The organism is Streptomyces sp. RG80, from assembly GCF_040446465.1.
Lineage (GTDB): Bacteria > Actinomycetota > Actinomycetes > Streptomycetales > Streptomycetaceae > Streptomyces.
Window position 1 is genome coordinate 304,497 of record NZ_JBEAAJ010000001.1, and the last position, 26,150, is coordinate 330,646.

Sequence of the window (26,150 nt, forward strand, 5' to 3'; positions counted from 1 at the left end):
CTGCCATGAGCACCAACTCCCGCCTTCGCTCCTTCGGTTCCGAGCGTCTCGCCGGCCCCGGTCAGCCCGTCTACATCTGCGGCGAGATCGGCATCAACCACAACGGTGAGCTGGACAACGCCTTCAAGCTCATCGACGTGGCCGCCGAAGCCGGCTGCGACGCCGTGAAGTTCCAGAAGCGGACCCCCGAGATCTGCACCCCGCGCGACCAGTGGGACATCGAGCGCGACACCCCCTGGGGCCGGATGACCTACATCGACTACCGCCACCGCGTGGAGTTCGGCGAGGACGAGTACCGCCAGATCGACGAGTACTGCAAGGAGAAGGGCATCGCCTGGTTCGCCTCCCCGTGGGACACCGAGGCCGTCGCCTTCCTGGAGAAGTTCGACGTCCCCGCCCACAAGGTGGCCTCCGCCTCCCTCACCGACGACGAGCTGCTGCGCGAGCTGCGCGCCACCGGCCGCACGGTCATCCTGTCCTCGGGCATGTCGACCCCGAAGCAGATCCGCCACGCGGTCGAGGTCCTGGGCAGCGACAACATCCTGCTCTGCCACGCCACTTCGACGTACCCGGCCAAGGCCGAGGAGCTCAACCTGCGCGTGATCAACACCCTCCAGGAGGAGTACCCGAACGTCCCGATCGGCTACTCCGGCCACGAGACGGGCCTCCAGACCACCCTCGCGGCGGTCGCCCTCGGCGCCACCTTCGTCGAACGCCACATCACCCTCGACCGCGCGATGTGGGGCTCCGACCAGGCCGCCTCCGTCGAGCCCCAGGGCCTGACCCGCCTGGTCCGCGACATCCGCACCATCGAGGCCTCCCTCGGCGACGGCGTCAAGAAGGTCTACGACTCCGAGCTCGGCCCGATGAAGAAGCTGCGCCGCGTCTCGGGCGTCGTCGCCGAGGCGGAGATCGCCGCGGCCGCGGGCGAGCCGGTCTCGGTCTGAGGTCGAACCCTTTAGGAGACGGTCGTACGTCGATGAGCCGCCGCGCCGGATCAGCCGGCAGCAACTCCACTCTCGCCTTCGTCGAGAGCCCGGTACAGCTCCTGAACGTGCTGGAGTGGGCGCACGCCCACGCACCCGGCGCGGGGCTCACCCTCGTCGTGCTGTCCCCGACCGACCCGATGACCCGCGGCCAGCTCCGCCGGATGGCCGAGCTGGCCCGCGACGAGGGTCACGCGGTCCGCTGGGAGGAGGCCCGGGGCGGCCCCGCGGCCCCCTTCCAGACCATCGGCGGCCTCGCGGGCCTGCTCCGCAGGGCGGACCGGGTCGTCCTGGGCGACCCGTTCTCCCGCTACGTACAACTGCTGCTGACCATCACCCGGGCCGCCGACCTGGTCGTCGTCGACGACGGCACGGCCACGATGGAGTTCGTCACCCAACTCGCCCGCGGCGAACGCCTGGTGCGCTGGCACCGCAAGGGCGGCCGTCCCGGCCCCCGCGACCTCGTCTTCGCGCCGGTGTCCTCCTCGGCCCGCCGACGCCTGACCCCGAGCGAGCGCCGCCGGGTGCAGATCTTCTCCTCCATGCCGATGGAGGAGACCCCGGCGGGTGTGACGGTCTCGCCCCACACCTTCGCCTGGACCCGCGCCCGCTTCGGCCCGCCCCGCATCACCAAGGGAGCCGACATGGTCGGCACGTCCCTGGTGGAGACGGGCGTGGTGGACGGCGAGCGCTACCTGGAGGCGGTGCGCTCGCTGGCCAAGGCGCACGGCACCACCCGCTACTTCGCCCACCGCCGCGAGAGCACCGAGAAGCTCCATCGCCTCGCGGTCGAGACGGGCCTGGAGATCGTCCGCCCGGACCTCCCCCTGGAGCTGATCGCCCGCCGCGGCCCGATCGGCCGCACCATCCTGAGCTTCCCCTCGACCGTCGTGCACACTCTGCCCCTGGCCCTCGTGGGCACCGAGGTCCGTGTCGCGGTCTGCGACATCGACCCCGACTGGCTCACGGAAACCGCCTCCCCCCGCGCCCAGGGCTTCCTGTCGGGCGTGACGGGCAAGGCGAGGGACGTGCACCGGCTGTCGGCGGTCACCGCGGTGTGAGCGCGCGGCGCGCGCCCCTGTCACCCCTCCTTGCGGGCGAGCAGGAAGGCGCGCGGCCGTACCTCGCCCTCCTGCGCCTCGCGCACGACCCGGCTGTGCGGCCGGAAGCCCGCCTCGACGAGCTGCTCGACCACGGTCTCCGGGTCCCGCCAGTAGTAGTCGAGCGCGATCTCGTGCCCGAACCGCTCCGCGAGGTGCAGCCGCTCCTCGGCACCGGCCTGGAAGGCGAGGAGCAGCAGTCCGCCCGGCTCCAGGACCCGGTGGAGCTCGGTGAACGTGGCCGGCAGATGCTCGTCGGGGACGTGGATGATCGAGTACAGGGCGGTGATCCCGCCCAGCGTCGCGTCCGGCAGGTCCAGGGCCGTCATCGAACCCACGTGGAACCGCAGACCGGGATGGTTCCGCCGGGCCAGCTCCACCATCCGGGGCGAGACGTCGACGCCGAACACGGGCAGGCCCAGGCCGTCCAGCAGCGCGGTGATGTGCCCGGGACCGCTGCCGAGGTCGGCGACCGGGGCGCGGGTGCCTCCCGCCCGGACCAGCTCGGCGAAGGCACCGAACAGCGCGCGCTCCAGGACCAGACCGGCCAGTCCGTCGGCGGGGAATTGCCGGCCGAAGTCGTCGGCGATCGTGTCGTACGAGGTGCGGGTGTTCCGTATGAAATCCGGGGTCTCGGTGGTCACGGGCCGCACCCTAGCGGGGCGGTGAGGTCGACTGAGGTTCGGCGGCGCACGAAGGGGCGCGGGGCTGTATCGATCAGCGGCTCCGCCGCGGCGAGACCGGCCACGACGGCGCCGCAGGCGAACGACAACCCGCTCACCGCACGTCCAGCGGAGCGCCTAGCGGGGCGTGTCGTCCGTCAGGTGTTCGTCGGCCGTCCAGGTGAAACCCGACAGGGAACCGGTCGGGGAGTCCTCGGCGGTCACCGACGGTTGCCGGCGGCGGAGCAGCCAGACCGTCGTCGCGAGCAGCCAGCCCGCCAGGATCATGATCACCAGGGCGGTCAGGATCAGGCCCGTCGTCCCGAGGAATCCCACCCTCGCCAGCAGCCCCGGGATCTGGTCCTCACCGCAGCCGCACGCCTGCCAGTCCTCCGCCGCGTGGATCGTCATACGGAGAGCCTGCCCGCCCCCGGCCCGGTCGTCGCTCCGCGTGGCGGAAACGTCGCGCGGCGGTGATGATTCCGGGACCGGAACAAGCGTCTCAGTGGAGGCGGACTGGATAACCGGGACTGTGCGGTCCCGACAGGTGAACAGAGCCGACGGGGCGGCATCGCGCGTGGTATCCGTGGAGGGAGGAGTGGATGAGTGACGGATGTGGCCGGATGTCCACGGTCGGGTCCCTCTCCGTGGATTTCATGATCCACTCGGCCGGAAAAGCGGGCGAGTTTACCCATCCCAGTCGATACGTATGCGTCGAGCGGCCAGATTTTCTTCCCCTAACGGGTTGAACTTTTGTTGATCGAGGGTCAGTTGGCCACCCCGACGTCCTACCCTTCAGAGGGTGAAGCAATTGATGTCACTGGAGTCCGAGGCCGATCTCCCCGCGGAAGCCCCGCTTCCCGGCGCGCTGCCCGAGCCGCTGCGCGCCGAACTCGTCGCGTTCCGGCGTGACTTGCACATGCACCCGGAGCTCGGCAACCAGGAGTTCCGTACGACCGCCGCCATCAAGGCGCGGCTGGAGAAGGCCGGCCTCAGGCCGCGCGTGCTCGCGGTGGGCACCGGGCTCGTCTGTGACATCGGCGACTGGGGGAGCGGGCGCCCCGCGCTCGCCCTGCGGGCCGACATCGACGCCCTCCCGATCCCGGACACGAAGAGTGACTGCTCGTATCGCTCGACCGTCCCGGACCGTGCCCACGCCTGCGGACACGACGTGCACACCACCGTCGTGCTGGGCGCCGGCCTCGTGCTGGCCGATCTGCATCGCCAGGGACTGCTGACCCGGCCCGTGCGGCTGGTCTTCCAGCCCGCCGAGGAGGTGCTGCCCGGCGGCGCCGCCGACGCCATCGACAGCGGGGTGCTGGAAGGCGTCGGGCAGATCATCGCCGTGCACTGCGACCCCCGGGTGGACGCCGGCCGGATCGGGCTGCGCGCCGGTGCCATCACCTCCGCCTGCGACCGGCTGGAGATCTCCCTCGACGGACCCGGCGGCCACACCGCGCGCCCGCACCTCACCACCGACCTGGTGACGGCCGCCGCCCGGGTCGTCACCGACGTGCCCGCGATCGTCGCCCGGCGCATCGACACCCGGGCCGGGCTCGCCGTGACCTGGGGCCGGATCGAGTCCGGACACGCCCCCAACGTCATCCCGCAGCACGCCGAACTCTCCGGCACCGTGCGCTGCCTGGACCTCGAGGCCTGGCGGCAGGCGCCCGACGTCGTGGTCGCCGCGATCGACGAGGTCGCCAACCTGCACCGCGCCAAGTCCGAGATCAACTACGTGCGCGGAGTGCCGCCCGTGGTCAACGACCCCGCGGTGACCGACCTGTTGCGGGACGCCATGACCGCGCGCCGGGGCGCCGTCTCCGTCGAGGGCACCGAGCAGAGCCTGGGCGGCGAGGACTTCTCCTGGTACCTGGAGCATGTGCCGGGCGCCATGGCCCGCCTCGGCGTCCGCACCCCCGGTGAGCGGACCGTGCGCGACCTCCACCAGGGCGACTTCGACGCGGACGAGTCGGCGATCACGGTCGGCGTGGAGCTGTTCACGGCGGCCGCGCTGCTCGATGGAGCTTCCTGAAAGGCCCGTAGGAGATCTTGTGAAGGGGTGGCCGGTTCGGCACCCCTTCGTCCCCTTGTGTCACCCGTGCGTAACCGGGTTCTCGCGAACGTAACGCGATGGCGGCACGGTTCGATAACGGCCGCGATGAACCCCGTTCCCCTCCTCTTCTACGCGCGTTACTGTGCGCCGAAATAGCCACCAGAGGCGGCTCATTGGGGAAGCGGGCCGTTCGACGGGCCGTGGGATGAAGGGGTGCTCGCTGTGCGTTCCATATCTCGGAGGACCAGGTTCTCCCAAGCAGTGGTGGCCGTTTCGGTCATCGCCCTCGCGGCCGTCGGCTGTGGCGAGTCCAGCACGAAGGCCGGCAGTGACGACGCGTCGAAGTCCGCCGACGGCAAGTACTCGGGCAAGGGCATCGGCCTCGCGTACGACATCGGCGGCCGTGGCGACCAGTCGTTCAACGACGCCGCCTACGCGGGCTTCGAGCAGGCCGACAAGGAATTCAAGATGGGCGGCCGGGACGTCCAGCCCAGCGACGGCGAGTCCGACGCGGACAAGATCCAGCGGCTGACCGAGCTCGCCAAGGCCGGCTACAACCCGGTGATCGGCGTCGGCTACATCTACGCGCCGGCCGTCAAGGAGGTCGCCGCCAAGTTCCCGAAGACCACCTTCGGTGTCATCGACGACGAGCAGGTCAAGGCCCCCAACGTGGCCGACATGGTCTTCTCCGAGGAGCAGGCCTCCTACCTCGCGGGCGTCGCCGCCGCCAAGGCCTCCAAGGCCAAGCACGTCGGCTTCATCGGCGGTGTGGACATCCCGCTGATCCACAAGTTCGGCGCGGGCTTCGAGCAGGGCGTCAAGTCCGTCGACCCGAGCATCAAGATCGAGTCGCAGTACCTGACCGAGACGCCCGCCGAGGGCGGCTTCTCCAGCCCGGACAAGGGCAAGGAGGCGGCCAGCGGCCAGATCGAGAAGGGCGCCGACGTCATCTACCACGCGGCCGGCCTCTCCGGTCAGGGCGTGATCTCCGAGTCCGCCGCCAACAAGGTGTGGGCCATCGGCGTCGACTCCGACCAGTACAACCAGTCCGCGCTGAAGGACTACAAGGACTACATCCTCGGCTCGGCCCTGAAGAACGTCGGCGGCGCGGTCTACGAGCTCGCCAAGTCGGTCTACGAGGGCAAGCCGCTCACCGGCGTCGTCCGCGGCGACCTGAAGTCCGGCGGCGTGGGCTTCGCCGACTCCAACCCGAAGTACAAGGCCATGACGGACGTCGTCGCCGCGGTCGACAAGGCCAAGCAGGAGATCATCGACGGCAAGGTCACGGTCAAGACCTCGTAACCCTCTCCATAGGGCCATAAAGGCCCCTCATATACGCCCGCTCGGGCACCGTTGCAGCTCATACGCCCCAAAGGCTCGGGCGTCGGATTTCCGCCTGCCCCGCCGCGCCTGGCACGCACGCTCGCCGCGTTGCCGGACCGCCCACGTGGCTCCGCCACGAGAGCGCCCCGGCGCCTTGCGATCGCACGCACCAGACGCGGCGGGGCCCGCCCTTCGGGCGGACGACGGAAATCCGACGCCCGAGCCTTGCCTCCCGCAAGGGGCGTACTGCTGTCCGTAACCTGTTCTGCATCTGTGGCCACAGCTCGGTAACGGACCGGACAGAAGGGGTTTTCCGTCTGGTCTACGCGCGTTACGCTGCGGCGGAACCAGCGCCTGGTTTGGGCGCTTGCACAAAGGAGTCTCGTTCCATGCGCCGGGTGTCCCGTATCACGGTTGCAGGCGTTGCAACCGCAGCCCTTGCCCTCACCGTGTCCGCCTGCGGCAGCTCGTCCTCCGAGTCGTCCAGCAGCGACAGCAAGAACCTCGGCCTGGCCCTGGCCTACGACGTCGGCGGCAAGGGCGACCAGTCCTTCAACGACGCCGCGACCGCCGGCCTGGACAAGGCCGACAAGGAGTTCGGCTACAAGTCCACCGCCATCGAGCCGCAGGACGGCGAGTCGGACGCGGACAAGGTGCAGCGCCTGGAGAACCTGGCCAAGCAGGGCTACAACCCGGTCATCGGTGTCGGCTTCGCCTACGCGCCCGCCGTCAAGGAGGCCGCCCAGAAGTACCCGAAGACCACCTTCGGCATCGTCGACGACGAGCAGACCAAGGCCGACAACGTCGCCGACCTCGTCTTCCACGAGGAGCAGGCCTCCTACCTGGCCGGCGTCGCCGCCGCCCTGTCGACCAAGTCCAACGTCGTGGGCTTCGTCGGCGGTGTGGACGTGCCGCTGATCCACAAGTTCGCGGCCGGCTACAAGCAGGGCGTCGAGGACACCAAGAAGGGCGTCACGGTCAAGGTCCAGTACCTGACCGAGACCGCCGCCGAGGGTGGCTTCTCCAGCCCCGACAAGGGTGAGAGCGCCGCCGAGGGCATGATCGACGACAAGGCGGACGTCGTCTACGCCGCCGCCGGTCTGTCCGGTCAGGGTGTCATCAAGGCCGCCAGCGCCAACAAGATCTGGGCGATCGGCGTCGACTCCGACCAGTACAACCAGGACGCGCTGAAGGCGTACAAGGCCTCGATCCTGACCTCCGCCATGAAGAACGTCGAGGGCGCGGTCTACGAGCTCGCCAAGTCCGTCCACGACGGCAAGCCGGAGACCGGCGTCGTCCGCGGCAGCCTCTCCAACGGCGGCGTGAGCGTGTCCAACTCCAACCCGGAGTTCGCGGACAACGCCAAGATCCAGGCCGCCATCAAGAAGGCGTCCGAGGGCATCATCGACGGCACCATCAAGGTGAAGACCTCCTGACCTTCCCCGGTCACAGGCCTTGGCCAAGTGAGCGCTGTAATGGCAGCGTTACGGCCACGGAACGGGGCGCGGAGAGGATGGCTCCTCGCGCCCCGTTCGCGCGGCAGAATGCTCGGAACGGATCGTGTACCGCTCGTAGGCCAAACGAGAACGATCAGGTCCGGGCACTATTTAAAGCAGGGGCGCTACGCGCGTAGAGTGGCCCCTTTCCCAAGGAGAGTGCGCCATCGAAGCGACCAGCAGCCCTCCGCTCACCGCTCAGTCGCCGATCGCGGTAGAGCTGGCGGGGATCACCAAACGATTCCCGGGTGTCGTCGCCAACCACGACATCCACCTGACCGTCCGCAAGGGCACCGTCCATGCCCTCGTCGGCGAGAACGGCGCCGGCAAGTCGACCCTGATGAAGATCCTCTACGGCATGCAGAAGCCGGACGAGGGCACCATCGCGGTCGGCACCGAACAGGTGACCTTCTCCAGCCCCGCCGACGCGATCTCCCGCGGCATCGGCATGGTCCACCAGCACTTCATGCTCGCGGACAACCTCACGGTGCTGGAGAACGTGGTGCTGGGCAGCGAGAAGCTGTACGGCATCGGCGGCAACGCCCGTAAGAAGATCAAGGAGATCTCCGACCGCTACGGCCTCGGCGTCCGCCCCGACGCGATGGTCGAGGACCTCGGCGTCGCCGACCGCCAGCGCGTGGAGATCCTCAAGGTCCTCTTCCGCGGCGCCTCCACCCTGATCCTCGACGAGCCCACCGCCGTCCTCGTACCGCAGGAGGTCGACGCGCTCTTCGACAACCTGCGCGAGCTCAAGTCCGAGGGCCTGGCCGTCATCTTCATCTCCCACAAGCTGGGCGAGGTCCTCTCCGTCGCGGACGAGATCACCGTCATCCGCCGCGGCACGACGGTCGGCACCGCCGTCCCGTCCGAGACCACCCCGCGTCAGCTCGCCGAGATGATGGTCGGCAGCGAGCTCCCCACCCCCGAGACCGCCGAGTCGACCGTCACCGACACGGCCGTCATCGAGGTCAAGGACCTCACCGTCTACGCCTCCGGCGGCGCCTCCCTGGGCGTCGAGTCCGAGCCCGCGACCGGCGGTGTCACCGGCGGTATCGCCACGGCCGCCGGCGAGGTCAAGAGGGTCCTCGACGACGTCTCCTTCACCATCCACGCCGGTGAGATCATGGGCATCGCCGGAGTCGAGGGCAACGGCCAGACCGAGCTCATCGACGCCCTGATCGGCACCAAGAACGCCGACTCCGGTGCCATCTTCTTCCAGGGCGAGGACGTCACCTCCTGGACCACCCGCAAGCGCCGCGAGTCCGGCGTCGGCTACATCCCCGAGGACCGGCACCGCCAGGGCCTGCTCCTGGAGGCCCCCCTCTGGGAGAACCGCATCCTCGGCCATGTCACCGAGACGCCCAACGCCAAGGGCTTCTGGCTGACCCCGAAGGCCGCCCAGGCCGACACCCGCCGGATCGTCGAGGAGTACGACGTCCGTACCCCCGGCATCGACGTCACCGCGGCCTCCCTCTCCGGCGGCAACCAGCAGAAGCTGATCGTCGGCCGCGAGATGAGCCACAGCCCCAAGTTCCTGATCGCCGCCCACCCCACCCGCGGTGTGGACGTCGGCGCACAGGCCCAGATCTGGGACCGCATCCGCGACGCCCGCCGCGAGGGTCTGGCCGTGCTGCTGATCTCCGCCGACCTGGACGAGCTCATCGGCCTGTCGGACACCCTGCGCGTGATCTACAACGGCAGGCTGGTCGCCGACGCCGACCCGGCCACCATCACCCCGGAGGAGCTCGGCTCCGCCATGACGGGTGCCGCGACCGGACACCTTGAGCACACCGAGGAAGACAGCGCCCCGGAGGACGAGGCCCGATGAAGAAGTTCGACAAGGAGCGGCTGCTCCTCGCCGTGGCCGGCCCGGCCCTGGCGCTCGTCGCGGCGATCCTGCTGACCTCGGTCGTGCTGATCGCCTCGGGCAAGAGCCCGATCGAGCCGTACACGCTCATGCTGGAGCAGGCCGGCTTCTCCGACGTACAGGTACTGATCATCAACCAGGCGTCGATGTACTACATCGCCGCCCTCGCGGTCGCCCTCGGCTTCCGGATGAACCTGTTCAACATCGGCGTCGACGGCCAGTACCGCCTCGGCGCCATGATGACCGCGGTGGTCGGCGCGCACGTGGCGCTGCCGTCCTTCCTCCAGGTCCCGCTGCTGCTCCTGGTCGGCGCCCTCACCGGCGCCATGTGGGCCGGCATCGCGGGCATCCTGAAGGTCACCCGGGGGGTCAGCGAGGTCGTCGCGACGATCATGCTGAACTCGATCGCCACCAGCCTCATCGGCTACCTCACCCTCACCGACAACTGGGGCGTGCCGCTCGGCGACAACGTCACGACCGGTGTGATGAAGGAGTCCGGCTGGGTCCCCGGCATCAACCTGGGCGCCGACGTCGGCGAGATCTACGGCCTGGTCTTCCTCGCCGTCGCCATGGGCGTCGGCTACTGGGCCGTCCTCAACCGCACCCGCTTCGGCTTCGACCTGCGCGCCACCGGCGAGTCCGAGACCGCTGCCGCGGCCTCCGGCGTCAACGCCAAGCGTATGGTGCTCACCGCGATGCTGATCTCCGGCGCCGTCGCGGGCATCTCGGGCCTGCCGCTGCTGCTCGGCGACACCCACACCTACAGCCTCAGCTTCCCGGCCGGCCTCGGCTTCACCGCCATCGGCATCGCGCTGCTCGGCCGCAACCACCCCGGCGGCATCGCGCTGGCCGCCCTGCTGTGGGCCTTCCTCGACAAGGCGTCCCCCGCTCTCGACTACGCGACTCCCGAGCCGTACGAGAAGGAGATCGCCACGATCATGCAGGGCCTGATCGTCTTCGCGGTCGTCATCTCCTACGAGGTCGTCCGCACCTGGGGTCTGCGCCGCCAGCAGAAGCGCGTCGGTGAGGAACTCGCCGCTGCCGCCGCCCAGAACACCAAGAAGGAGGTGGCGGTCTGATGAGTACCGCGATCATCGTCAAGGCGCTGGCGAAGCAGCCCGGCAAGGGCAGCCGCCGCATGTCGCTGCCCGTCCTCCTCCTGATCATCTCGGGCGTGCTGATCCTGACGTCGGTCGTCCGGCTGATCACCGGCGCGGACGGCATCACGTCGACCGGCCAGATGTCCACCGCCCTGCGCGCGGCCGTGCCGATCGGCCTCGCCGGTCTCGGCGGTCTGTGGGCCGAGCGCGCGGGCGTCGTCAACATCGGCCTCGAGGGCATGATGATCCTCGGCACCTGGTTCGGTGCCTGGGCCGGCTACCAGTGGGGTCCGTGGACCGGTGTCCTCGTCGGCATCGTCGGCGGCGCGCTGGGCGCCGTCCTGCACGCCATCGCCACCGTGACCTTCAACGTCAACCACATCGTCTCCGGTGTGGCCCTGAACATCCTGGCGCTCGGCACCACCCGCTATCTGTCGAAGTTCACCTTCGAGGAGGCCCCGCAGGGCTCCTCCAAGCAGTCCCCGCCGATCGAGTCGCTGGGCACCTTCGACGTCCCGGGTCTGTCCGACTGGCTCCAGACGCTCAACGAGAAGCACTGGTTCCTGATCTCCGACATCGCCGGCCTGGTCGGCGGTCTGATCACCAACCTGTCGCCGCTGACCGTCGTCGCCGTGGCCCTCGTGCCCGCCAGCTGGTACATCCTGTGGCGCACGCCGTTCGGTCTGCGGCTGCGCTCCTGCGGCGAGAACCCGATCGCCGCCGAGTCGCTCGGCGTCAACGTCTACAAGTACAAGTACCTCGCCGTGATCATCTCCGGCGGCTTCGCCGGCCTCGGCGGTGCCTTCCTGTCGATCGTGTCGTCCAACGTCTACCTCGACGGCCAGACGGCCGGGCGCGGTTACATCGGTCTCGCCGCGATGATCTTCGGTAACTGGATGCCGGGCGGACTCGCCCTCGGCGCGGGCCTGTTCGGCTACACCGACAGCCTCAAGCTGCGCGGCGGTGTCACCAACGTGCACGCGCTGATCCTGCTCATCGCGATCCTGCTGGTGTTCGGCGTCGCGTACCTGATCTGGAAGAAGAAGTACGTCCCCGCCGCCATCACCGCCGCGGTCTCGGCCCTGATGTTCGTCTGGTACGCCACCACGAACGAGGTCCCGAACCAGGTCGTGACGGCCAGCCCGTACGTCATCACCCTGCTGGTGCTCTCGCTGTCCGCGCAGCGCCTGCGGATGCCGAAGGCCGACGGACTGCCGTACCGGAAGGGACAAGGCAAGTGACGGTCTCCGCCGACTTCGACTGGGACACCCTGCGGGAGGTGGCGCGCGAGGCGATGAGCCACGCGTACGCCCCCTACTCGGGCTATCCCGTCGGTGTCGCGGCCCTCGTCGACGACGGCCGTACGGTATCCGGCTGCAACGTCGAGAACGCCTCCTACGGACTCGGCCTGTGCGCCGAGTGCGGGCTGGTCTCGGAGTTGCAGCGCAGCGGCGGCGGCCGGCTGACGCACTTCACGTGTGTCGACGGCCGGGGCGAGGTGCTGGTCCCGTGCGGTCGCTGTCGCCAGCTGCTGTACGAGTTCGGCGGCCCCGACCTCCTGCTGGAGACCCCGGCGGGGATCCTGCCGCTGTCTCGGATGCTGCCCCAGGCCTTCGGCCCGGACCATCTCACCTCCAAGTAACTCCCGTGCGGCCCCTCTGAGTCGATCAGGGGGGCCGCGCACTTTTTCTGAACGTCCGGAAGGAATGCCATGGCCATGGACGCCATCTCCGTCATCCGCACCAAGCGTGACCGCGGTGAGCTCAGCGACGAGCAGATCGACTGGGTCATCGACGCGTACACCCGCGGCGAGGTCGCCGACTACCAGATGGCCGCGCTGAACATGGCCATCCTCCTCAACGGCATGAACCGCGGCGAGATCTCCCGCTGGACCGCCGCGATGATCGCGAGCGGCGAGCGCATGGACTTCTCCTCGCTGTCGCTCCCGACGGCGGACAAGCACTCGACGGGCGGAGTGGGCGACAAGATCACCCTCCCGCTGGCCCCGCTGGTCGCCGCCTGCGGTGCGGCCGTCCCGCAGCTCTCCGGCCGCGGCCTCGGCCACACCGGCGGCACGCTGGACAAGCTGGAGTCGATCCCGGGCTGGCGCGCCCTCCTCTCCAACGAGGAGATGCTGCACGTCCTGGACACGACCGGCGCGGTCATCTGCGCGGCGGGCGACGGCCTGGCACCCGCCGACAAGAAGCTGTACGCCCTGCGTGACGTCACCGGCACGGTGGAGGCGATCCCGCTGATCGCCTCCTCGATCATGTCGAAGAAGATCGCGGAGGGCACGGGTTCGCTGGTCCTGGACGTGAAGGTGGGCTCGGGCGCCTTCATGAAGACCATCGAGGACGCCCGCGAGCTGGCCTCAACGATGGTCGGCCTCGGCACGGACCACGGCGTGAAGACGGTCGCCCTCCTCACGGACATGTCGACCCCGCTCGGCCTCACCGCGGGCAACGCGCTCGAGGTCCGCGAGTCGGTCGAGGTCCTGGCGGGCGGCGGCCCGGCGGACGTGGTGGAGCTGACGATCGCCCTGGCGAAGGAAATGCTCGAAGCGGCGGGCGTCCGCGACGCCGACCCGGCCAAGGCCCTGGCCGACGGCTCGGCCATGGACGTCTGGCGCCGCATGATCGCCGCCCAGGGCGGCGACCCGGACGCGGAACTGCCGGTGGCCAAGGAGCAGCACGTCATCAAGGCGGGCGCGTCCGGCGTCCTGACCCGCCTCGACGCCTACGACATCGGCGTCGGCGCCTGGCGCCTCGGCGCGGGCCGCGCCCGCAAGGAGGACCCGGTGCAGGCGGGCGCGGGCATCGAGATGCACGCCAAGCCCGGCGACACGGTGACCGAGGGCCAGCCCCTCCTCACCCTGCACACGGACACCCCGGAGCGCTTCGAGTACGCCCTGGAGGCGGTCGAGGGTTCCTACGACATCGCGGCACCGGGCACGGACTTCACGGCGTCGCCGGTGGTGCTGGAGCGCATCGCCTGACCAGCGATTTCCACTTTCAGGTGAACGGGATCGGTGGACCGCCACCGGTCCCGTTCGGCATGCTGGGATCGGTGACGCACCGATAGGAGACCGCCATGAGCGCACTCACCGTGGGCCACGATCCCGGGCAGAGCTGGGACGACCTCGTCCAGCTCTGGGACGAGATGGAATGGCCCGAGGGCAGCAAGCTGGAGATCATCGAGGGGATCATCACCGCGTCACCTGCTCCAGCGCCGCGCCACAATGTGATCGCGGAACGTATCCAGCGTCGCCTCTACTCCGTGATCCCCGATGACTGGGGGGTCTTCCAGACGCAGGCCATCGCGGTACCGTCGCGGTTGGGCATGTTCATCCCGGACATCCTGGTCGCTCCGATCGAGGAGTGCACCGACGCGGAGACCTATCTGCCGGGCGCCGTCGCCGAACTCGTCGTGGAGGTCACCTCAAGGAAGAACGCCCGCCACGACCGCGTGAGCAAACCGGCCGCCTACGCTTCCGCGGGCATTCCGCTCTACGTCCTGGTCGACCGGTGGGCACCCGAAGGACCCACCGCGACGCTCTACGGCGAACCGAGGGGCGATGTCTACCGCCCCCTGGCTGTCGCCAAGTTCGGCGAACTCCTCACGATTCCGGCGCCCTTCGACCTCGTCATCGACACTGGCGAGTTCCCCGAGACCTGACTCATCCCAACAGCGCCGCGACCACCACCAACACCGGCACCGACAACACCGTCGACACCAGGATCGAGTCCCGCGCCAGCCGCTCGCCCACCCGGTAGCTGGACGCGTACGTGTACAGGTTCTGCGCGGCCGGCAGCGCCGACGTCACCACCACGTCCAGGAGTTGGTGACCCCGCAGCCCGAACACCCCCGCCGCCAGCGCCCAGGCGGCCGCCGGCTGGCCCACCGACTTCAACGCCACCGACAGCAGGACCAGTTGGCGGTCCGGACCCCGGCCCGGCATCGTGCTGCCGCACAGGGAGATACCGAAGGCGAGCAGCACCGCCGGGACGGACATGTTGCCGATGAGGGTCACCGGGTCCATGACCGCCGACGGGATGTGGAGGCCGGTGGCCGAGGCCGCGACGCCCGCCAGGGAGCCCACCGCGATCGGGTTGCGCAGTGGGGTGAGCAGCCGTAGCCACAGCGGGTCCTTGCCGTCCCTCGCCGACAGGTCCAGGACGGTCAGCGCGATCGGGGTCAGCAGGAGCAGCTGGAACAGCAGCACCGGCGCCACCAGCGAGGCGTCGCCGAGGACGTACACCGCGATCGGGATGCCCAGGTTCCCGGAGTTGACGTAACTGGAGCACAGGGCGCCGATCGTCGTGCGGCCCACGCCCCAGCCGCGTACGACACCCACCGCGACGAAGACACCCGCCGTCGCCGCCGTGCTCAGCGCGGTCACGACCAGCCGGCTGGAGAAGACCGTCGACAGGTCGGCCCGCGCCAGCGTCGTGAAGAGCAGGGCGGGGGAGGCGACATGGAAGGCGAGCTTCGTCAGCACCTCGCGGCCGTTGTCGCCGAGGTAGCCCCGCCGCCCGATCACATAGCCGACCGCGATCACGACGGCGATGACGGCGAAGCCGGTCAGCACGCCCTGCACGGAACCTCCTCGGCGGTGCGGAGGGCGTGCGGTATCCAGGGCGGTGCTGATCCGTGGGGCATACAGCCAACCCTCCGGGGAAGGCGGTGCCCAGGTCAATGTGATCCCGGTCGGTGGACGCCGGCCACGATGAGCTTCGGCCCCGGGGAGCCCCGGCCGCGATGAGTTTCGCCCGCCCGACAGGTCTACAGATCGTGGACGCCATGACACCCGCTGTGCTCGTACTGGCCGGCCCCGTCACCCGGGACGAGGTGACAGGGCTGTGCGAGGACGTGCGCGCGCTGCTGGACGCGACCGGGGCCGGGGCGGTGGTCTGTGATGTGGCCGGGCTCGGGCCACCGGGGCTCGGGGTCGTCGACCTGCTGGCGCGGCTGCAACTCGCCGCGCGGCGGGCCGGGGGCCGGATCCGGCTCAGAGACCCCGACCCCGCGCTACACGCCCTGCTCGACCTGGTCGGCCTCCGCTTCGAGATGGAGGGGGAGCCCGAACAACGGGAACCACCGCTTGGTGTCGAGGAAGAAGTGGAACCCGGTGAGCCGGCCCTCTGAGATCTCCAGGACCTGCACCGCCCACGGTGTGTAGCCGCCCTCCTCGGGGTCCGGCTTGTACTGGGCGAACCCCGGCAGACCGTTCACCTGGACCGGCACCAGCCGCGAGCCCTCGCAGGCCGAACCGAGCGTCGTCATGAAGCCCGTGATGTCGTCGTGGCCCGTCAGCCACAGGTCGAACGGCGGCATCGTCATGATGGCGTCCTCGTGCAGCAGAGCTGTCAGCGCCGTCATGTCGTAGCCCTCGAACGCGGCCATGTAGCGGTCCAGGAGCTTCTGCTGCTCCTCGTCGAGCGGGTCGGACACCACCGCTTCGGCGCCGTGCTGTCCCTCGCGCTCGGCGAGGGTCGCGCGGGCCCGCTGGAGGGCGCTGTTGACCGAGGCGACCGTGGTGCCGAGCAGCTCGGCGACCTCGCTCGCCCTCCAGGCCAGCACCTCTCGCAGGATCAGCACCGCCCGCTGCTTGGGCGGGAGTTGCTGGAGGGCGGCCATGAAGGCGAGCCGCACGGACTCCTTGGCCACGGCCGCCTCCGCCGGGTCCTCGACCGTGGGCAGGATCCGGGCGTCCGGCATCGGCTCCAGCCAGGTGTGGTCCGGGCGCGGGGAGAGGGCGGCCTGGGCGAGCGGCGTCGAATCGGTGAGGTCCATGGGCCTCGCGCGTTTGTTGCCGGCCGTCAGCATGTCCAGGCAGACGTTCGTCGCGATGCGGTACAGCCAGGAGCGGAGGCTGGAGCGGCCCTCGAACTTGTCGTAGCTGCGCCAGGCGCGGACCATCGTGTCCTGTACCGCGTCCTCCGCCTCGAAGGACGAGCCGAGCATCCGGTAGCAGTACCCGGTCAGCTCGACCCGGTGCTTCTCCAGCCTGACGTCGAGGTCCGCTGTCGTCGTGCTGTCCGTCATCGTCCACCCACCCCTGTGGCCGTTCTGTGTCGCGCCTTTGCGCCCAGCACGTCCGAAGCTATCGCAGGGGTCTGACAATGGCGTGTCGAGTGGGGGAACGTGCAGGTCAGACGTTTCTCGCCCCCGCCGCCCCTACCCGTCCCGTCCCTGGGGGCTGCCGCCCCCAGACCCCCGCTTCGGCCCTGAAGGGGCCTCGTCCTCAAACGCCGGACGGGCTGAGAAGTCAGCCTCTCCGGCGTTTGAGGAGCGGGGTCTGGGGCGGAGCCCCAGAAGGATGGGACGGGTAGGGGCGGCGGGGGCGAGAAAAAGCGGTCCCCCTGGCCGACCGACCTCGACCAGGGGGAAGTAGAAGGGGAACGTGCGGCTCAGGCCACAGCGAGCCGCTGCTGGGCCCGAGCCGCACGCGTTCCGAGGACGGTGATCGTCACGACACCGAGCACCGCCAGCAGACCGACCCCGACGGTCCCGGCCCAGCCCCCCGCGTGGAACGCGATCGCACCGACCGTCGATCCCGCACTGGAGCCGATGTAGTACGCCGACTGGTAGAGCGCGGACGCCTGCGCCCGCCCCTCCGTCGCCGTCTTGCTGACCGCCGACGACGCCACCGCGTGCCCCGCGAAGAACCCGCCCGTGATCAGCACCAGCCCCATCAGGACGAGCCCCAGAGAGTCCGCCAGCGACAGCACCAGACCCGAGGCCGTCGTCGCGCCCGCCGCGTACAGCGCGCCCCGGCGGCCGAGGCGCCCCACCAGACGGCCCGCCGTCGACGCCGACACCGTACCCACCAGATAGACCAGGAAGATCGAGCCGACGATGCCCTGCGGCAGCCCGAACGGGGCCTCGGTGAGCCGGTACCCGATCACCGTGTAGACGCCGCCGAACACCGTCATGAACAGCGCGCCGATCGCGTACAGCCGGCACATCAGCGGGTTGGACAGGTGGTCACGGACCGTGCGGACCATCACGCGCGGCTTCAGCGAGCCCGCGACGAAGTGCTTCGGCGCCGGCAGCAGCAGCCGGAACGCCACCGCGCACGCGACCGCGATCGCCCCGATGACCCCCAGGGCCACCCGCCAGCCCCACTCCTGCGCCACCCAGCCGGTGATGACCCGGCCGCTCATCCCGCCGACGCTGTTGCCCGCGACGAACAGGCCGATCGCCGTGACCAGCGCCTTCGGCCGGACCTCCTCCGCGAGATACGCCGTGGCGGAAGCCGGAAGACCGGCCAGCGCCGCACCCTGCAAGGCCCGCAGCGCGACCAGTGCCGGCAGCGAGGGAGCCAGCGGGACCAGCAGCCCGACGGTCACCGCGACCGCCAGCGAGGCGGTCATGACCGTACGGCGTCCGTAGCGCTCCGAGACCGCGCTCATGGGAAGGACGAACAGGGCCAGTCCGCCCGTCGCCGCCGCCACCGTCCAGCTCGCGTCGCTCGCCGCCACCCCGAAGTCGCCGGAGATCAGCGGCAGAAGGGCCTGCGTGGAGTACAGGAGGGCGAAGGTCGCCACCCCGGCGAGGAAGAGGGCGAAGCTCATCCGGCGGTAGCCGGGGCCGCCGGGGGCCATACGGGAGTCGGGAGCGGGAACAGCGGATACGGCGCCCATGGTCATGGACGCCTCGGTACTGGCAGGCATGCCTCGAAGTTACGTACACCTCGGTTCATGCGTCCAATGCATGAACTCGTCATAATCGTTCCCATGGTGCATCAACACAGCTCACAGCCTCGTCTGTCACCGTCCAGTGACACAGAAGACATGGCGGCGGACATGTCGGAGATGTCCTTGGTGCTGGCCCCGCGCCTCGCCTACTTCGCCGGCGTCGCCCGCACCGAGCACGTCACCCGGGCCGCGCAGGAGATGAACGTCCCGCAGTCCACGCTCTCCCGCGCCATGGTCCGCCTCGAACAGGACCTGGGCGTCGACCTGTTCGCCCGAATCGGCCGCACGGTCTCCCTCACCCCCGCCGGCCGCGCCTTCCTCGGCCACGTCGAACGCGCCCTCGGCGAGATCGAGCGCGCCGCCGAGGAGGTCCGCGCCGACGCCGACCCGGCCACCGGCAAGGTCGCCTTCGGCTTCCTGCACACCATGGGCTCGGAGACGGTCCCCGGCCTCATCCGCGCCTTCCGCGCCGACCACCCCCGGGTCCGCTTCAGCCTGGTCCAGAACTATGGCGAGGCGATGATCGAACGCCTGCGCGCGGGCGAGCTGGACCTCTGTCTGACCTCCCCGGTCCCGGACGCCCCGGACCTCGTCGGCCGCCGCCTCGACGAGCAGAAACTCCGGCTGGTCGTCCCGGCGGACCACCGCCTCGCCTCCCGCAAACGGGTCCGCCTCGCCGAGGCCGCCGACGAGACGTTCGTGACCCTGGAGCCCAACTACGGCATGCGCCGCATCACCGACGACCTGTGCCAGGAGGCCGGCTTCAAGCCCCGTATCGCCTTCGAGGGGGAAGAGGCCGAGACGCTACGAGGCCTCGTCGCCGCCGGTCTGGGCGTCGCCCTTCTCCCCCCACCCGCCGTGGCCCGCCCGGGGGTCGTCGAGCTGACGGTCACCGCACCGCGCGCGGTGCGCGAGATCGGCGTGGCCTGGCTCGACGGCCACCCGGACACACCACCCGTGGCCGCCTTCAAGAAGTTCCTGCTCGCACAGCGCGGCCGTCTCCTGCCGGACTGACCACCGCCTTGGCGGACGCACGCGCGAGCAGCCCGTGCTTCGGCGCCAGACACCACACCACCACGAACACACCCGTCAGCACCACGACGATGGAGCCGCCGGCCGCCAGGTCGTACGCGTACGACACGTACAGCCCCGCCAGGCTCCCCGCGCACCCGAGCGCCGACGCGAGCAGGGTCATGGTCCACAGCCGCTCGGTCAGCAGCCGGGCGGTCGCGGCGGGCGTGATGAGCAGCGCGAGGACGAGGACGTTGCCCACGGCCTCCAGCGACATCACGATCGTCGAGGTGACCACCACGTACAGCGTGAGATCCAGCCGGAACACCGGCAGCCCCGCCGCCCGTGCCGTCTCCCGGTCCAGGCTGACCGCGATCAGCTCCTTGCGCAGGGCGAGTACGACGGCCACCAGCACCGCCCCGATCCCGGCGACCGTCCACACGTCGTCGTCCGACACCGCCAGCACCTGCCCGAACAGGAACGACGACAGGTCGGTCGTCCAGCTGTCCCGGGTCGACACGAGCACGATCCCGAGGCCGAAGGCGAAGGCGAAGAAGACCCCGATCACGGTGTCCTCCTTCAGCCGCCGGTTCTGCGACACGTACGCGATGAGCACCGAGGTGACGATCCCGGCCGTCGCCCCGCCGAGGAGCAGGTTGCCCTCGAAGGTGTAGGCCAGCGCCACCCCGGGGAACGCCGAGTGCGCCACGGCGTCCCCGATGAACGCCATCCCGCGCAGCACGACGTACACCCCGACCACCCCGCACACCAGCCCCACCACGGCGGCGACGGTGAACGCCCGCTGCATGAAGGGCAGTTCCCAGGGGTCCAGCAGAAAGTCGATCACGTCACCGTCTCCGCACGCTCCGTACGCATGGCCCGGTCAAGGCCGAACGCCCGCAGCATCTGGTCCGGTTCGGCCAGCAGCTCCGGGCCGCCCTCGGCGACGACCGTCCGGTTGATCAGCACCACCCGGTCACAGGTGCGGGCGGCCGCCGACAGGTCGTGGGTGGTCATCAGCAGGGCCCGTCCCTCGGCGGCGAGCTGCCGGAAGAGCTGGTTGAGGAGCTCCTGGGTGGGCACGTCGACGCCGGTGAACGGCTCGTCGAGCAGCAGGAGCCGCGGCTCCGCCGCCAACGCCCTTGCCACCAGCACCCGTTGACGCTGCCCGCCCGACAGCTCACCGACGGGCCTGCGGGCCAGCGCGGTGAGCCCCGTGAGCTCCAGGGCACGGTCGGCGGCCTCCCGGTCGGCGGCGCGGGGCCGCCGCAGCCAGCCGATCGCGCGCGTACGTCCGGTCAGGACGGCGCCCGCGATGTCGATGGGGAAGTCCCAGGCGAACTCGTGCCGTTGGGGAACGTAACCAGGCAGGGATGCCACGGACACCGTCCCCGAGGCGAGCGGCACAAGCCCCAGCGCGGCCCGCAACAGAGTCGTCTTCCCTGCCCCGTTGGGCCCGATCAGCCCGACCAGCTCACCCCCCTGCACGGCGAGCGACGCGTCCTCCAGGGCGAGCCGCCCCCCGAGCACGACGGACGCGGCCTCGACCCGCAGCAGCGCGCTCACATGCCCCGCCGCCGACGCCGTACGCCCCACACCGCACCGCCACCGACGAGCGCCAGCCCGGCGGCCGCCCCGGCGAGGAGTGCCGGGTCTCCGGCACCGGTGCTCGCCATGGACCCCGAGGCGTCCGAACCGGCGGCCGTGGAACCCGACTTGGCTGTTCCCGTGTCTGTGTCCGTGCCCGTGCCCGTTTCCGTCTCCCTCTCCGTGGGCGAGGAGGAGCCCCCGGGGCTCACCGCGTCCGCGTCCCCGTCCCCGACCACGAACGTCACCGTCTCCGTATCGCTCACGGCGGTCCCGTCGGCGAGCTTCCCGCTCATCCGGAAGGTGAGCCGGTACGTGCCCTCCTTCGTGAACGCCCATCCGCCGTGCGCATGCGTGTTGGCCGGGACCTCGAAGGAGTCCGGCACCCCGTCCTTGCTGTTGAACAGCACGTCGGCGCCCGACATCGCGTCGTACGTGTAGAGCGCGTAGGCGCCCGGCCCGTCGGCCTTCGTCAGCGTGAAGGTCACCCCGCCCTTCGTCTTCCCCGCCTCGATGTTGTCCGTCGACCAGCCGGGCCACAGCAGCCCTTCCTGCTGGACCTGGTCCAGCAGCCAGACGTCGGAACCGGGCTTCCCCAGGAAGGCGAAGGCGTCGTTGTCGGGCAGGGCGTTCTTCGCGGCCGGCTTCACGCGCAGGACCAGCGACGAGGGTTCCCGCCAGGTGGTCGTCCCGGAGACCGTGCCGTCCTTGACGTGGATCTGGAGCTTGTCGCCGACGACCCGGGCGGCGAAGTCGATGTGGCCGTCGTCGAGGACCTTCCTGTCCGATACGACGTCGGCGGCCAGAGCGCCCCGGGGCGCCTGCGCCGGTGCGGCGAGGGCACGGGTCCGGAGCTCGGGAGTCGGGGCGGCGGGGGAGGGCACCGGTTCCGGTGCCTTCGTTGCCGGCTCTCCGCCGACCACCACCGTGTAGACGGTCCCGACGGACAGGGCTCGCCCGTCCGCCGCCGTACCCGATGCTTCGAAGATGAGCCGGTAGGTCCCCTCCTCGCTGAACTCCCAACTCATGTCGGCCTGTTCACCGACCGGCACCTCGACCCGGTCCGGCACGTTGTCCGCGCTGTCGAAGAGCACGGAGCCGTCCCCATGCACCTTTACGTCGCCGGGCCCGTCCAGCCCGGTCAGCGCCCATGTCACGGTGTCACCGGCCAAGGCCCCCGACGGCACTCCCGTCGTGTCCCAGCCGGGCACGGCGTCGTCCGCCTCGACCACCCGCGCACCGTCGCCCGGGTCGAGGGTCAACTCCCCGTCGGCGTAGGCGATCCTCCCGAGTTCGTGCGACGGCTCGTCCGCGACGGCGGCGTTGCCGCCGCCCGTCAGCGCGGCCGCCAGCACGACGGCCACCGCGATCCGTTCCCTGCCCGTCATCAGGCCTTCCCTCCAAGGCACTTGGCGAGCTCCCTCGCGTTGTGCCGCATCATCGACACGTAGTCGTGGACCTTGTCGTCGAACGAGTCGCCGTAGATCGTGCAGACCTCGACCCCCTCGTCCTGCGCGACCCGCTCCAGCACGTTCGCCCGGGCGGCGAGGTTGGGCTCCACGAACACCGCCGGGACCCGCTTCTCCCGGATGGTGTCGCCGAGCCGCTCCACCTCGGCCGCGCTGGGCTCCTGGTTGGGCACCGGCACGACGAAGCCGGCCACCTCCATGCCGTACGCCTTGGCGAGATAGCCGAAGGCGTCGTGCGTGGTGATCAGCTTGCGGTTGTGCTCGGGAACGGTCGCCAGCGCCCGCCCGACCTCCTCGTCGAGCGCGCCGAGCGTCTTCAGATAGGCGGCAGCGTTCTTCTCGTACGTCTTCGCCCCGCCCGGATCGGCCTTCGCCAACTCGGCCTGGATACGCCGCACATACGCCTCCGCGTTGGCCACGTCCTCCCAGGCGTGCGGGTCCAGGTCGCCGTGGACGTGCTTGCCGAGCACCGCCTGCGGCAGCACCCACAGCGGGTCGCCCGCCGCCCCGAGGAAGGAGTACGCCGACTCCTTCGGCACCGACTCCCGGGCCCGGTCGGGCACGTTCAGCACGACCTCGTCCGGCGCGAACCGCGTCCGCTCGCCGCTCTTCTCGTCGTCGGCGCGGACGTACACCTTCCCGGTCTCGGCGTTCAGCGCGAGGTCGGCATGCCCGCCGTCGAGCACGGTGGTGCCCTTGGGTACCTCACCGCCGACGGTGAACGTGAATGTCCCGCTGCCGAACTCCTCGGTCCTCCCGTCCAGCGTCTCGGTGCGCCCCTCGACGGTCAGCCGGTACGTTCCCGGCTCGCTGAACGCCCAGTTGACGTGCGTGTGCGCCTCGGGCGGCAGCGTGAAGGAGTCCGAGCCGTCGAAACCGTCACTGGAGTCGACGTACACCTTGGGCCGCCCGAGCGTGTCCGTTAGGTAGACCCTCAGATCCCCCGGCCCCTCCAACTTCGTGGCGGTCGTACGGACTTGGGAACCGTCCCCGGCGACCTCGCCCTCCACCGCCCACCCGAGCCACAGCACATCGAGCCCGAGGTCCTCCTCCAGCTTCATCACCGTGCCGCCGTACTGCTCCAGCTTCTCGGCGATCTCGATCTTCGGCGCGGACTTCCGGGCGTTGCTGTGGACCATCTTCATGATCCCGGGCTCCTCCAGGAGCAGCCCGTTGCCGAACACCAGGTCCGCCCGGGCGACCTTCGCCGCGTCACCGGGGCTCGGTTCGTAGGAGTGCGGGTCTCCGTGGTGCGGCACGATCGAGGTCACGTCGACCCGGTCGCCGCCGACCTGGCGGACCAGGTCGGCGATGATCGCGGTGGTCGTGGAGACCCTCAACTCGGCGTCGGACGCCCCGGATCCACTCCGGCTGCACCCGGCGAGCAGCACACAGGCCGAGGCGAGCACCAAGGCTGCGACACGTGTGGGACGGCCCCGCACGGGGCTCCCTCCTCTCACCGGGCGCTCCGGCGTCGTCGTACGAGGAACACCGTGCCGCCGCCCATCAGCACGGCGGCCGCCGCGAGCCCCGCGACCGTCGACACCTGGGCGCCGGTCGAGGCGAGCGAACCGGACGCCGGGGAGGTGGAGGTGGTGGTCGATGTGCCGACGCCGCTCGTGCCGCCCTCGGTGACCGCCGCGCTCGGCGACTCCGATACCGAGGTCGTGGGTGCGGCCGTGTCCGTGGGGCTCGTGCTCGGGGTCGGGGTGGCCGTCGGGGTCGCCGTCGGTTCGGTTCCCGTTCCCGGTGTCACGGTCGACGGGTCGGTGTCGTCGCCCACCACCCAGGCGATGGTCTCCGTGTCACCGACCTTCGTGCCGTCGGCGAGCGTGGCGGTGACGGTGAAGGTGGTGCGGTACACGCCCTCGGCGGAGAAGGCCCAGTCGAAGTGGGCGTGCGTGCCGCCGGACAGGAGGTGCGCGTCGGGCAGCCCGTCGCCGCTGTTGAGCGAGATCACGGGGGTCCCGGTCGAGCCGCTGTAGAACATCGCGATGTTCCCCGGTCCCTGCACGGAGTCCAGCCGGAAGGAGACCTTGCCGTCGAGCTCGGCCTTCGGGAACTCCCCGGTGTTCCAGCCGGGCCACACGATCCCGGCGTTCTGCTGCAACGGCAGCCACCACACGGCGTCACCCGGGGTGCCGAGGAAGTCGTACCCCTCGGGGATCTTCCGCTTGGCGGCCGGCCGGACATGCATCACGACCGCGCCCGGCTCGTACCACTCGTGGTCGAGCTCGGAGCCTTCCTTGACCTGGAACTCCAGCTCGCCGTCGACCTTCCGGGCCGCCATGTCGACGTGGCCCTCGGAGATGACGTGCGCGGTGGGGGCGGTGGTGGTCGGGGTGGGGGTGGGCGTGGGGGAGGCCGGCGGTGTGGGGACGGTGCCGTCCCCGGGCAGCACGGTCGACGGGTCGACGTCGTCGCCCACCACCACGGCGAGCGTCTCGGTGTCCGAGGCACCCCCGGCCATGACGGTCAGGGTCAGCCGGTAGACACCCTCCTCGGTGAACCCCCAGGTGGGCACAGCCCGTTGCTGGTCCGCGGCCAAGGTGAACGATCCGAATGCCGGGTCGGCGCTGTTGAGATGCTGCACCGCGTACTCGTCGTTGTTGTCCATCTCGCGGGTGTACGTGTACATCGCGAACCGTCCCGGCCCCTCGAAACCGGACAGCTCCACCTGCGTGGCGCCCCCGGCCTCGGTGCCGTTCCAGCCCGGCTCGGGCGCGAAGATCTTCCCCGCGTTCTCCCAGCCGTTGAGGAAGTACGCGTTGATCTGCGTCTCGCCGAGCGCCGCCTGCGCGGGGGAGATGACCGTCTCCAACGTCTGCGGCCCGGCATGCAGCACCACCTCGGAGGGCTTTCGTACGACCTCGGTCGGGCCGCTGCGGTCGTCGACCTCCAACCGGAGCTTCCCGTCGACCAGTCGGGGCGTCAGGTCCAGCTCGCCCTCGTCCAGCACGACGGCACCGCCGGCGGCGCGGGCGTCCCCGCTGCCGCCGGCGACGACCAGCCCTGCCGCGCCCAGGAGCACCGCGGTTGCCGCCGTCACCGCGGCTGCCGTGAAGGCGCGTCTGCCGCGCGTCAGGGCTCTCATCACGAGCTGACGACGACGGTGTAGGCCTCGGTGGCGGTCTTGGCGACGCCGGCGACCGTGCCCTGGACGCGGAAGGTCAGCACATAGGTGCCGGCCTCCTCGAAGGCCCAGTTGGCGTGGTTGTGGGCGCCGACGGAGTAGGTCTGGGACTTGAAGTTGGTGGTGGCGGTGTTGCTGTCGAACCAGCGGGTGCCACCGTCGGTGAAGACGCTGAAGTCCTCGGTGGCGGCGCCGTTTCTGGTCGCGGAGACCAGCGTGTAGGTGACGCTGTTATTGGCGAAGGTCCCGGTGGTCAGGTGCTCGGTGGAGATGCCCGGGAACAGCACGCCGGCCGCGTTGGCCTCGGCCTGGGTGTCGGGCAGCAGCCACACCTGGCTGCCGCTGCCGAGGAAGCCGAAGCCCGGGTTGGTGACCTTGGCTGCGGCGGGCACGGCGAGCGTGAGGTCCGCCGGGTCGTACTCGGTGTCGGTCTCCTCGTCGTGGGCGTGCAGGCTCAGGGCGCTGCCGTCCCAGTCGGCGTCGAGGACGTCCACGTGGCCGGCGGACAGCGTGGTCGCGGCGAACGCCGAGGAGTTGAGGCCGGCGGTGGCGAGCGTGGCGGCGGCGAGGCCGGCGACGGTCAGCAGGCGGTTGCGGGTACGCAAAAGAGGCCCCTCTTAGGTCATGGACATGCCCCCCATGGGCACGTAAAGACGATAA

Annotated in this window: 24 protein-coding genes; 13 read left to right on the forward strand and 11 right to left on the reverse strand. The window is 70.3% G+C overall.

Annotation, left to right across the window (positions count from 1 at the left end):
- Positions 1-5: 5 nt before the first annotated feature.
- Both ABKA17_RS01450 and ABKA17_RS01455 read left to right on the forward strand, forming a co-directional pair.
- Positions 6-947, forward strand: coding sequence for an N-acetylneuraminate synthase family protein (locus ABKA17_RS01450; protein ID WP_353689941.1), 942 nt, complete (start codon positions 6-8; stop codon positions 945-947).
- Between the two features lie 32 nt (positions 948-979).
- A complete protein-coding gene (locus ABKA17_RS01455; RefSeq protein WP_353689942.1) occupies positions 980-2,047 on the forward strand; it encodes a hypothetical protein in 1,068 nt (355 codons plus the stop codon).
- 20 nt (positions 2,048-2,067) lie between these two features.
- Here ABKA17_RS01455 and ABKA17_RS01460 read toward each other — a convergent pair whose 3' ends face one another.
- On the reverse strand, positions 2,068-2,730 hold the full coding sequence (locus tag ABKA17_RS01460; protein ID WP_353689943.1) for a class I SAM-dependent DNA methyltransferase: 663 nt from the start codon (positions 2,728-2,730) through the stop codon (positions 2,068-2,070).
- 156 nt (positions 2,731-2,886) lie between these two features.
- Entirely contained in the window at positions 2,887-3,159 is a 273-nt protein-coding gene (locus ABKA17_RS01465; RefSeq protein WP_353689944.1) for a hypothetical protein, read from the reverse strand.
- Between the two features lie 403 nt (positions 3,160-3,562).
- Between ABKA17_RS01465 and ABKA17_RS01470 the strand changes: the two genes are divergently transcribed.
- The 9 genes from ABKA17_RS01470 (at position 3,563) to ABKA17_RS01510 (ending at position 14,265) form a co-directional block, all read left to right on the forward strand.
- Positions 3,563-4,783 (forward strand): amidohydrolase, encoded by a 1,221-nt coding sequence (locus ABKA17_RS01470; protein WP_353690743.1) that lies wholly within the window; start codon positions 3,563-3,565, stop codon positions 4,781-4,783.
- Between the two features lie 285 nt (positions 4,784-5,068).
- A complete protein-coding gene (locus tag ABKA17_RS01475) occupies positions 5,069-6,106 on the forward strand; it encodes a BMP family lipoprotein (RefSeq protein WP_353689945.1) in 1,038 nt (345 codons plus the stop codon).
- 410 nt (positions 6,107-6,516) lie between these two features.
- Positions 6,517-7,563 (forward strand): BMP family lipoprotein, encoded by a 1,047-nt coding sequence (locus tag ABKA17_RS01480; RefSeq protein ID WP_353689946.1) that lies wholly within the window; start codon positions 6,517-6,519, stop codon positions 7,561-7,563.
- 226 nt (positions 7,564-7,789) lie between these two features.
- The gene (locus tag ABKA17_RS01485) at positions 7,790-9,451 is read left to right on the forward strand and encodes an ABC transporter ATP-binding protein (RefSeq protein WP_502994140.1); all 1,662 of its coding nucleotides are present in this window, start codon (positions 7,790-7,792) and stop codon (positions 9,449-9,451) included.
- Positions 9,448-10,569, forward strand: coding sequence for an ABC transporter permease (locus ABKA17_RS01490; RefSeq protein WP_353689947.1), 1,122 nt, complete (start codon positions 9,448-9,450; stop codon positions 10,567-10,569). The genes ABKA17_RS01485 and ABKA17_RS01490 overlap by 4 nt, the downstream gene beginning before the upstream one ends.
- A complete protein-coding gene (locus ABKA17_RS01495) occupies positions 10,569-11,831 on the forward strand; it encodes an ABC transporter permease (RefSeq protein WP_353689948.1) in 1,263 nt (420 codons plus the stop codon). Before ABKA17_RS01490 ends, ABKA17_RS01495 begins: the two co-directional genes overlap by 1 nt.
- On the forward strand, positions 11,828-12,232 hold the full coding sequence (locus tag ABKA17_RS01500) for a cytidine deaminase (RefSeq protein ID WP_353689949.1): 405 nt from the start codon (positions 11,828-11,830) through the stop codon (positions 12,230-12,232). Before ABKA17_RS01495 ends, ABKA17_RS01500 begins: the two co-directional genes overlap by 4 nt.
- A 69-nt stretch (positions 12,233-12,301) precedes the next feature.
- Positions 12,302-13,585 carry a thymidine phosphorylase gene (locus ABKA17_RS01505; RefSeq protein WP_353689950.1) on the forward strand — a complete coding sequence of 428 codons (1,284 nt, stop codon included), beginning with the start codon at positions 12,302-12,304 and terminating at the stop codon, positions 13,583-13,585.
- Between the two features lie 95 nt (positions 13,586-13,680).
- Entirely contained in the window at positions 13,681-14,265 is a 585-nt protein-coding gene (locus ABKA17_RS01510) for a Uma2 family endonuclease (protein ID WP_353689951.1), read from the forward strand.
- A 1-nt stretch (position 14,266) separates the two neighbouring features.
- Here the strand turns inward: ABKA17_RS01510 and ABKA17_RS01515 are convergent, their stop codons facing one another.
- Positions 14,267-15,187: an AEC family transporter gene (locus tag ABKA17_RS01515; protein WP_353689952.1), complete on the reverse strand. Its 921-nt coding sequence runs from the start codon at positions 15,185-15,187 to the stop codon at positions 14,267-14,269.
- 203 nt (positions 15,188-15,390) lie between these two features.
- Here ABKA17_RS01515 and ABKA17_RS01520 point away from each other — a divergent pair, with 203 nt between their 5' ends.
- A complete protein-coding gene (locus ABKA17_RS01520; protein WP_353689953.1) occupies positions 15,391-15,735 on the forward strand; it encodes an STAS domain-containing protein in 345 nt (114 codons plus the stop codon).
- Here the strand turns inward: ABKA17_RS01520 and ABKA17_RS01525 are convergent.
- Positions 15,619-16,635 carry a sigma-70 family RNA polymerase sigma factor gene (locus tag ABKA17_RS01525; protein ID WP_353689954.1) on the reverse strand — a complete coding sequence of 339 codons (1,017 nt, stop codon included), beginning with the start codon at positions 16,633-16,635 and terminating at the stop codon, positions 15,619-15,621. The genes ABKA17_RS01520 and ABKA17_RS01525 overlap by 117 nt on opposite strands.
- A gap of 365 nt (positions 16,636-17,000) precedes the next feature.
- On the reverse strand, positions 17,001-18,266 hold the full coding sequence (locus tag ABKA17_RS01530) for an MFS transporter (protein ID WP_353689955.1): 1,266 nt from the start codon (positions 18,264-18,266) through the stop codon (positions 17,001-17,003).
- Between the two features lie 63 nt (positions 18,267-18,329).
- Here ABKA17_RS01530 and ABKA17_RS01535 point away from each other — a divergent pair, with 63 nt between their 5' ends.
- A complete protein-coding gene (locus tag ABKA17_RS01535; protein WP_353689956.1) occupies positions 18,330-19,304 on the forward strand; it encodes a LysR family transcriptional regulator in 975 nt (324 codons plus the stop codon).
- Here the strand turns inward: ABKA17_RS01535 and ABKA17_RS01540 are convergent.
- Genes ABKA17_RS01540 through ABKA17_RS01565 form a run of 6 tightly spaced genes read right to left on the reverse strand, consistent with a single transcriptional unit; the run spans position 19,258 to position 26,095 of the window.
- Entirely contained in the window at positions 19,258-20,148 is an 891-nt protein-coding gene (locus ABKA17_RS01540) for an anchored repeat-type ABC transporter permease subunit (protein WP_353689957.1), read from the reverse strand. The genes ABKA17_RS01535 and ABKA17_RS01540 overlap by 47 nt on opposite strands.
- Positions 20,145-20,897, reverse strand: coding sequence for an anchored repeat-type ABC transporter ATP-binding subunit (locus tag ABKA17_RS01545; protein ID WP_353689958.1), 753 nt, complete (start codon positions 20,895-20,897; stop codon positions 20,145-20,147). Before ABKA17_RS01545 ends, ABKA17_RS01540 begins: the two co-directional genes overlap by 4 nt.
- On the reverse strand, positions 20,864-22,276 hold the full coding sequence (locus tag ABKA17_RS01550; protein ID WP_353689959.1) for a TIGR03773 family transporter-associated surface protein: 1,413 nt from the start codon (positions 22,274-22,276) through the stop codon (positions 20,864-20,866). Before ABKA17_RS01550 ends, ABKA17_RS01545 begins: the two co-directional genes overlap by 34 nt.
- Positions 22,276-23,799, reverse strand: a complete 1,524-nt coding sequence (locus ABKA17_RS01555; RefSeq protein WP_353689960.1) for an anchored repeat ABC transporter, substrate-binding protein — start codon at positions 23,797-23,799, stop codon at positions 22,276-22,278. The genes ABKA17_RS01550 and ABKA17_RS01555 overlap by 1 nt, the downstream gene beginning before the upstream one ends.
- Before the next feature lie 14 nt (positions 23,800-23,813).
- Positions 23,814-25,451, reverse strand: coding sequence for a choice-of-anchor M domain-containing protein (locus tag ABKA17_RS01560; RefSeq protein WP_353689961.1), 1,638 nt, complete (start codon positions 25,449-25,451; stop codon positions 23,814-23,816).
- Entirely contained in the window at positions 25,451-26,095 is a 645-nt protein-coding gene (locus ABKA17_RS01565; RefSeq protein WP_353689962.1) for a choice-of-anchor M domain-containing protein, read from the reverse strand. The genes ABKA17_RS01560 and ABKA17_RS01565 overlap by 1 nt, the downstream gene beginning before the upstream one ends.
- Between the last annotated feature and the right edge of the window lie 55 nt (positions 26,096-26,150).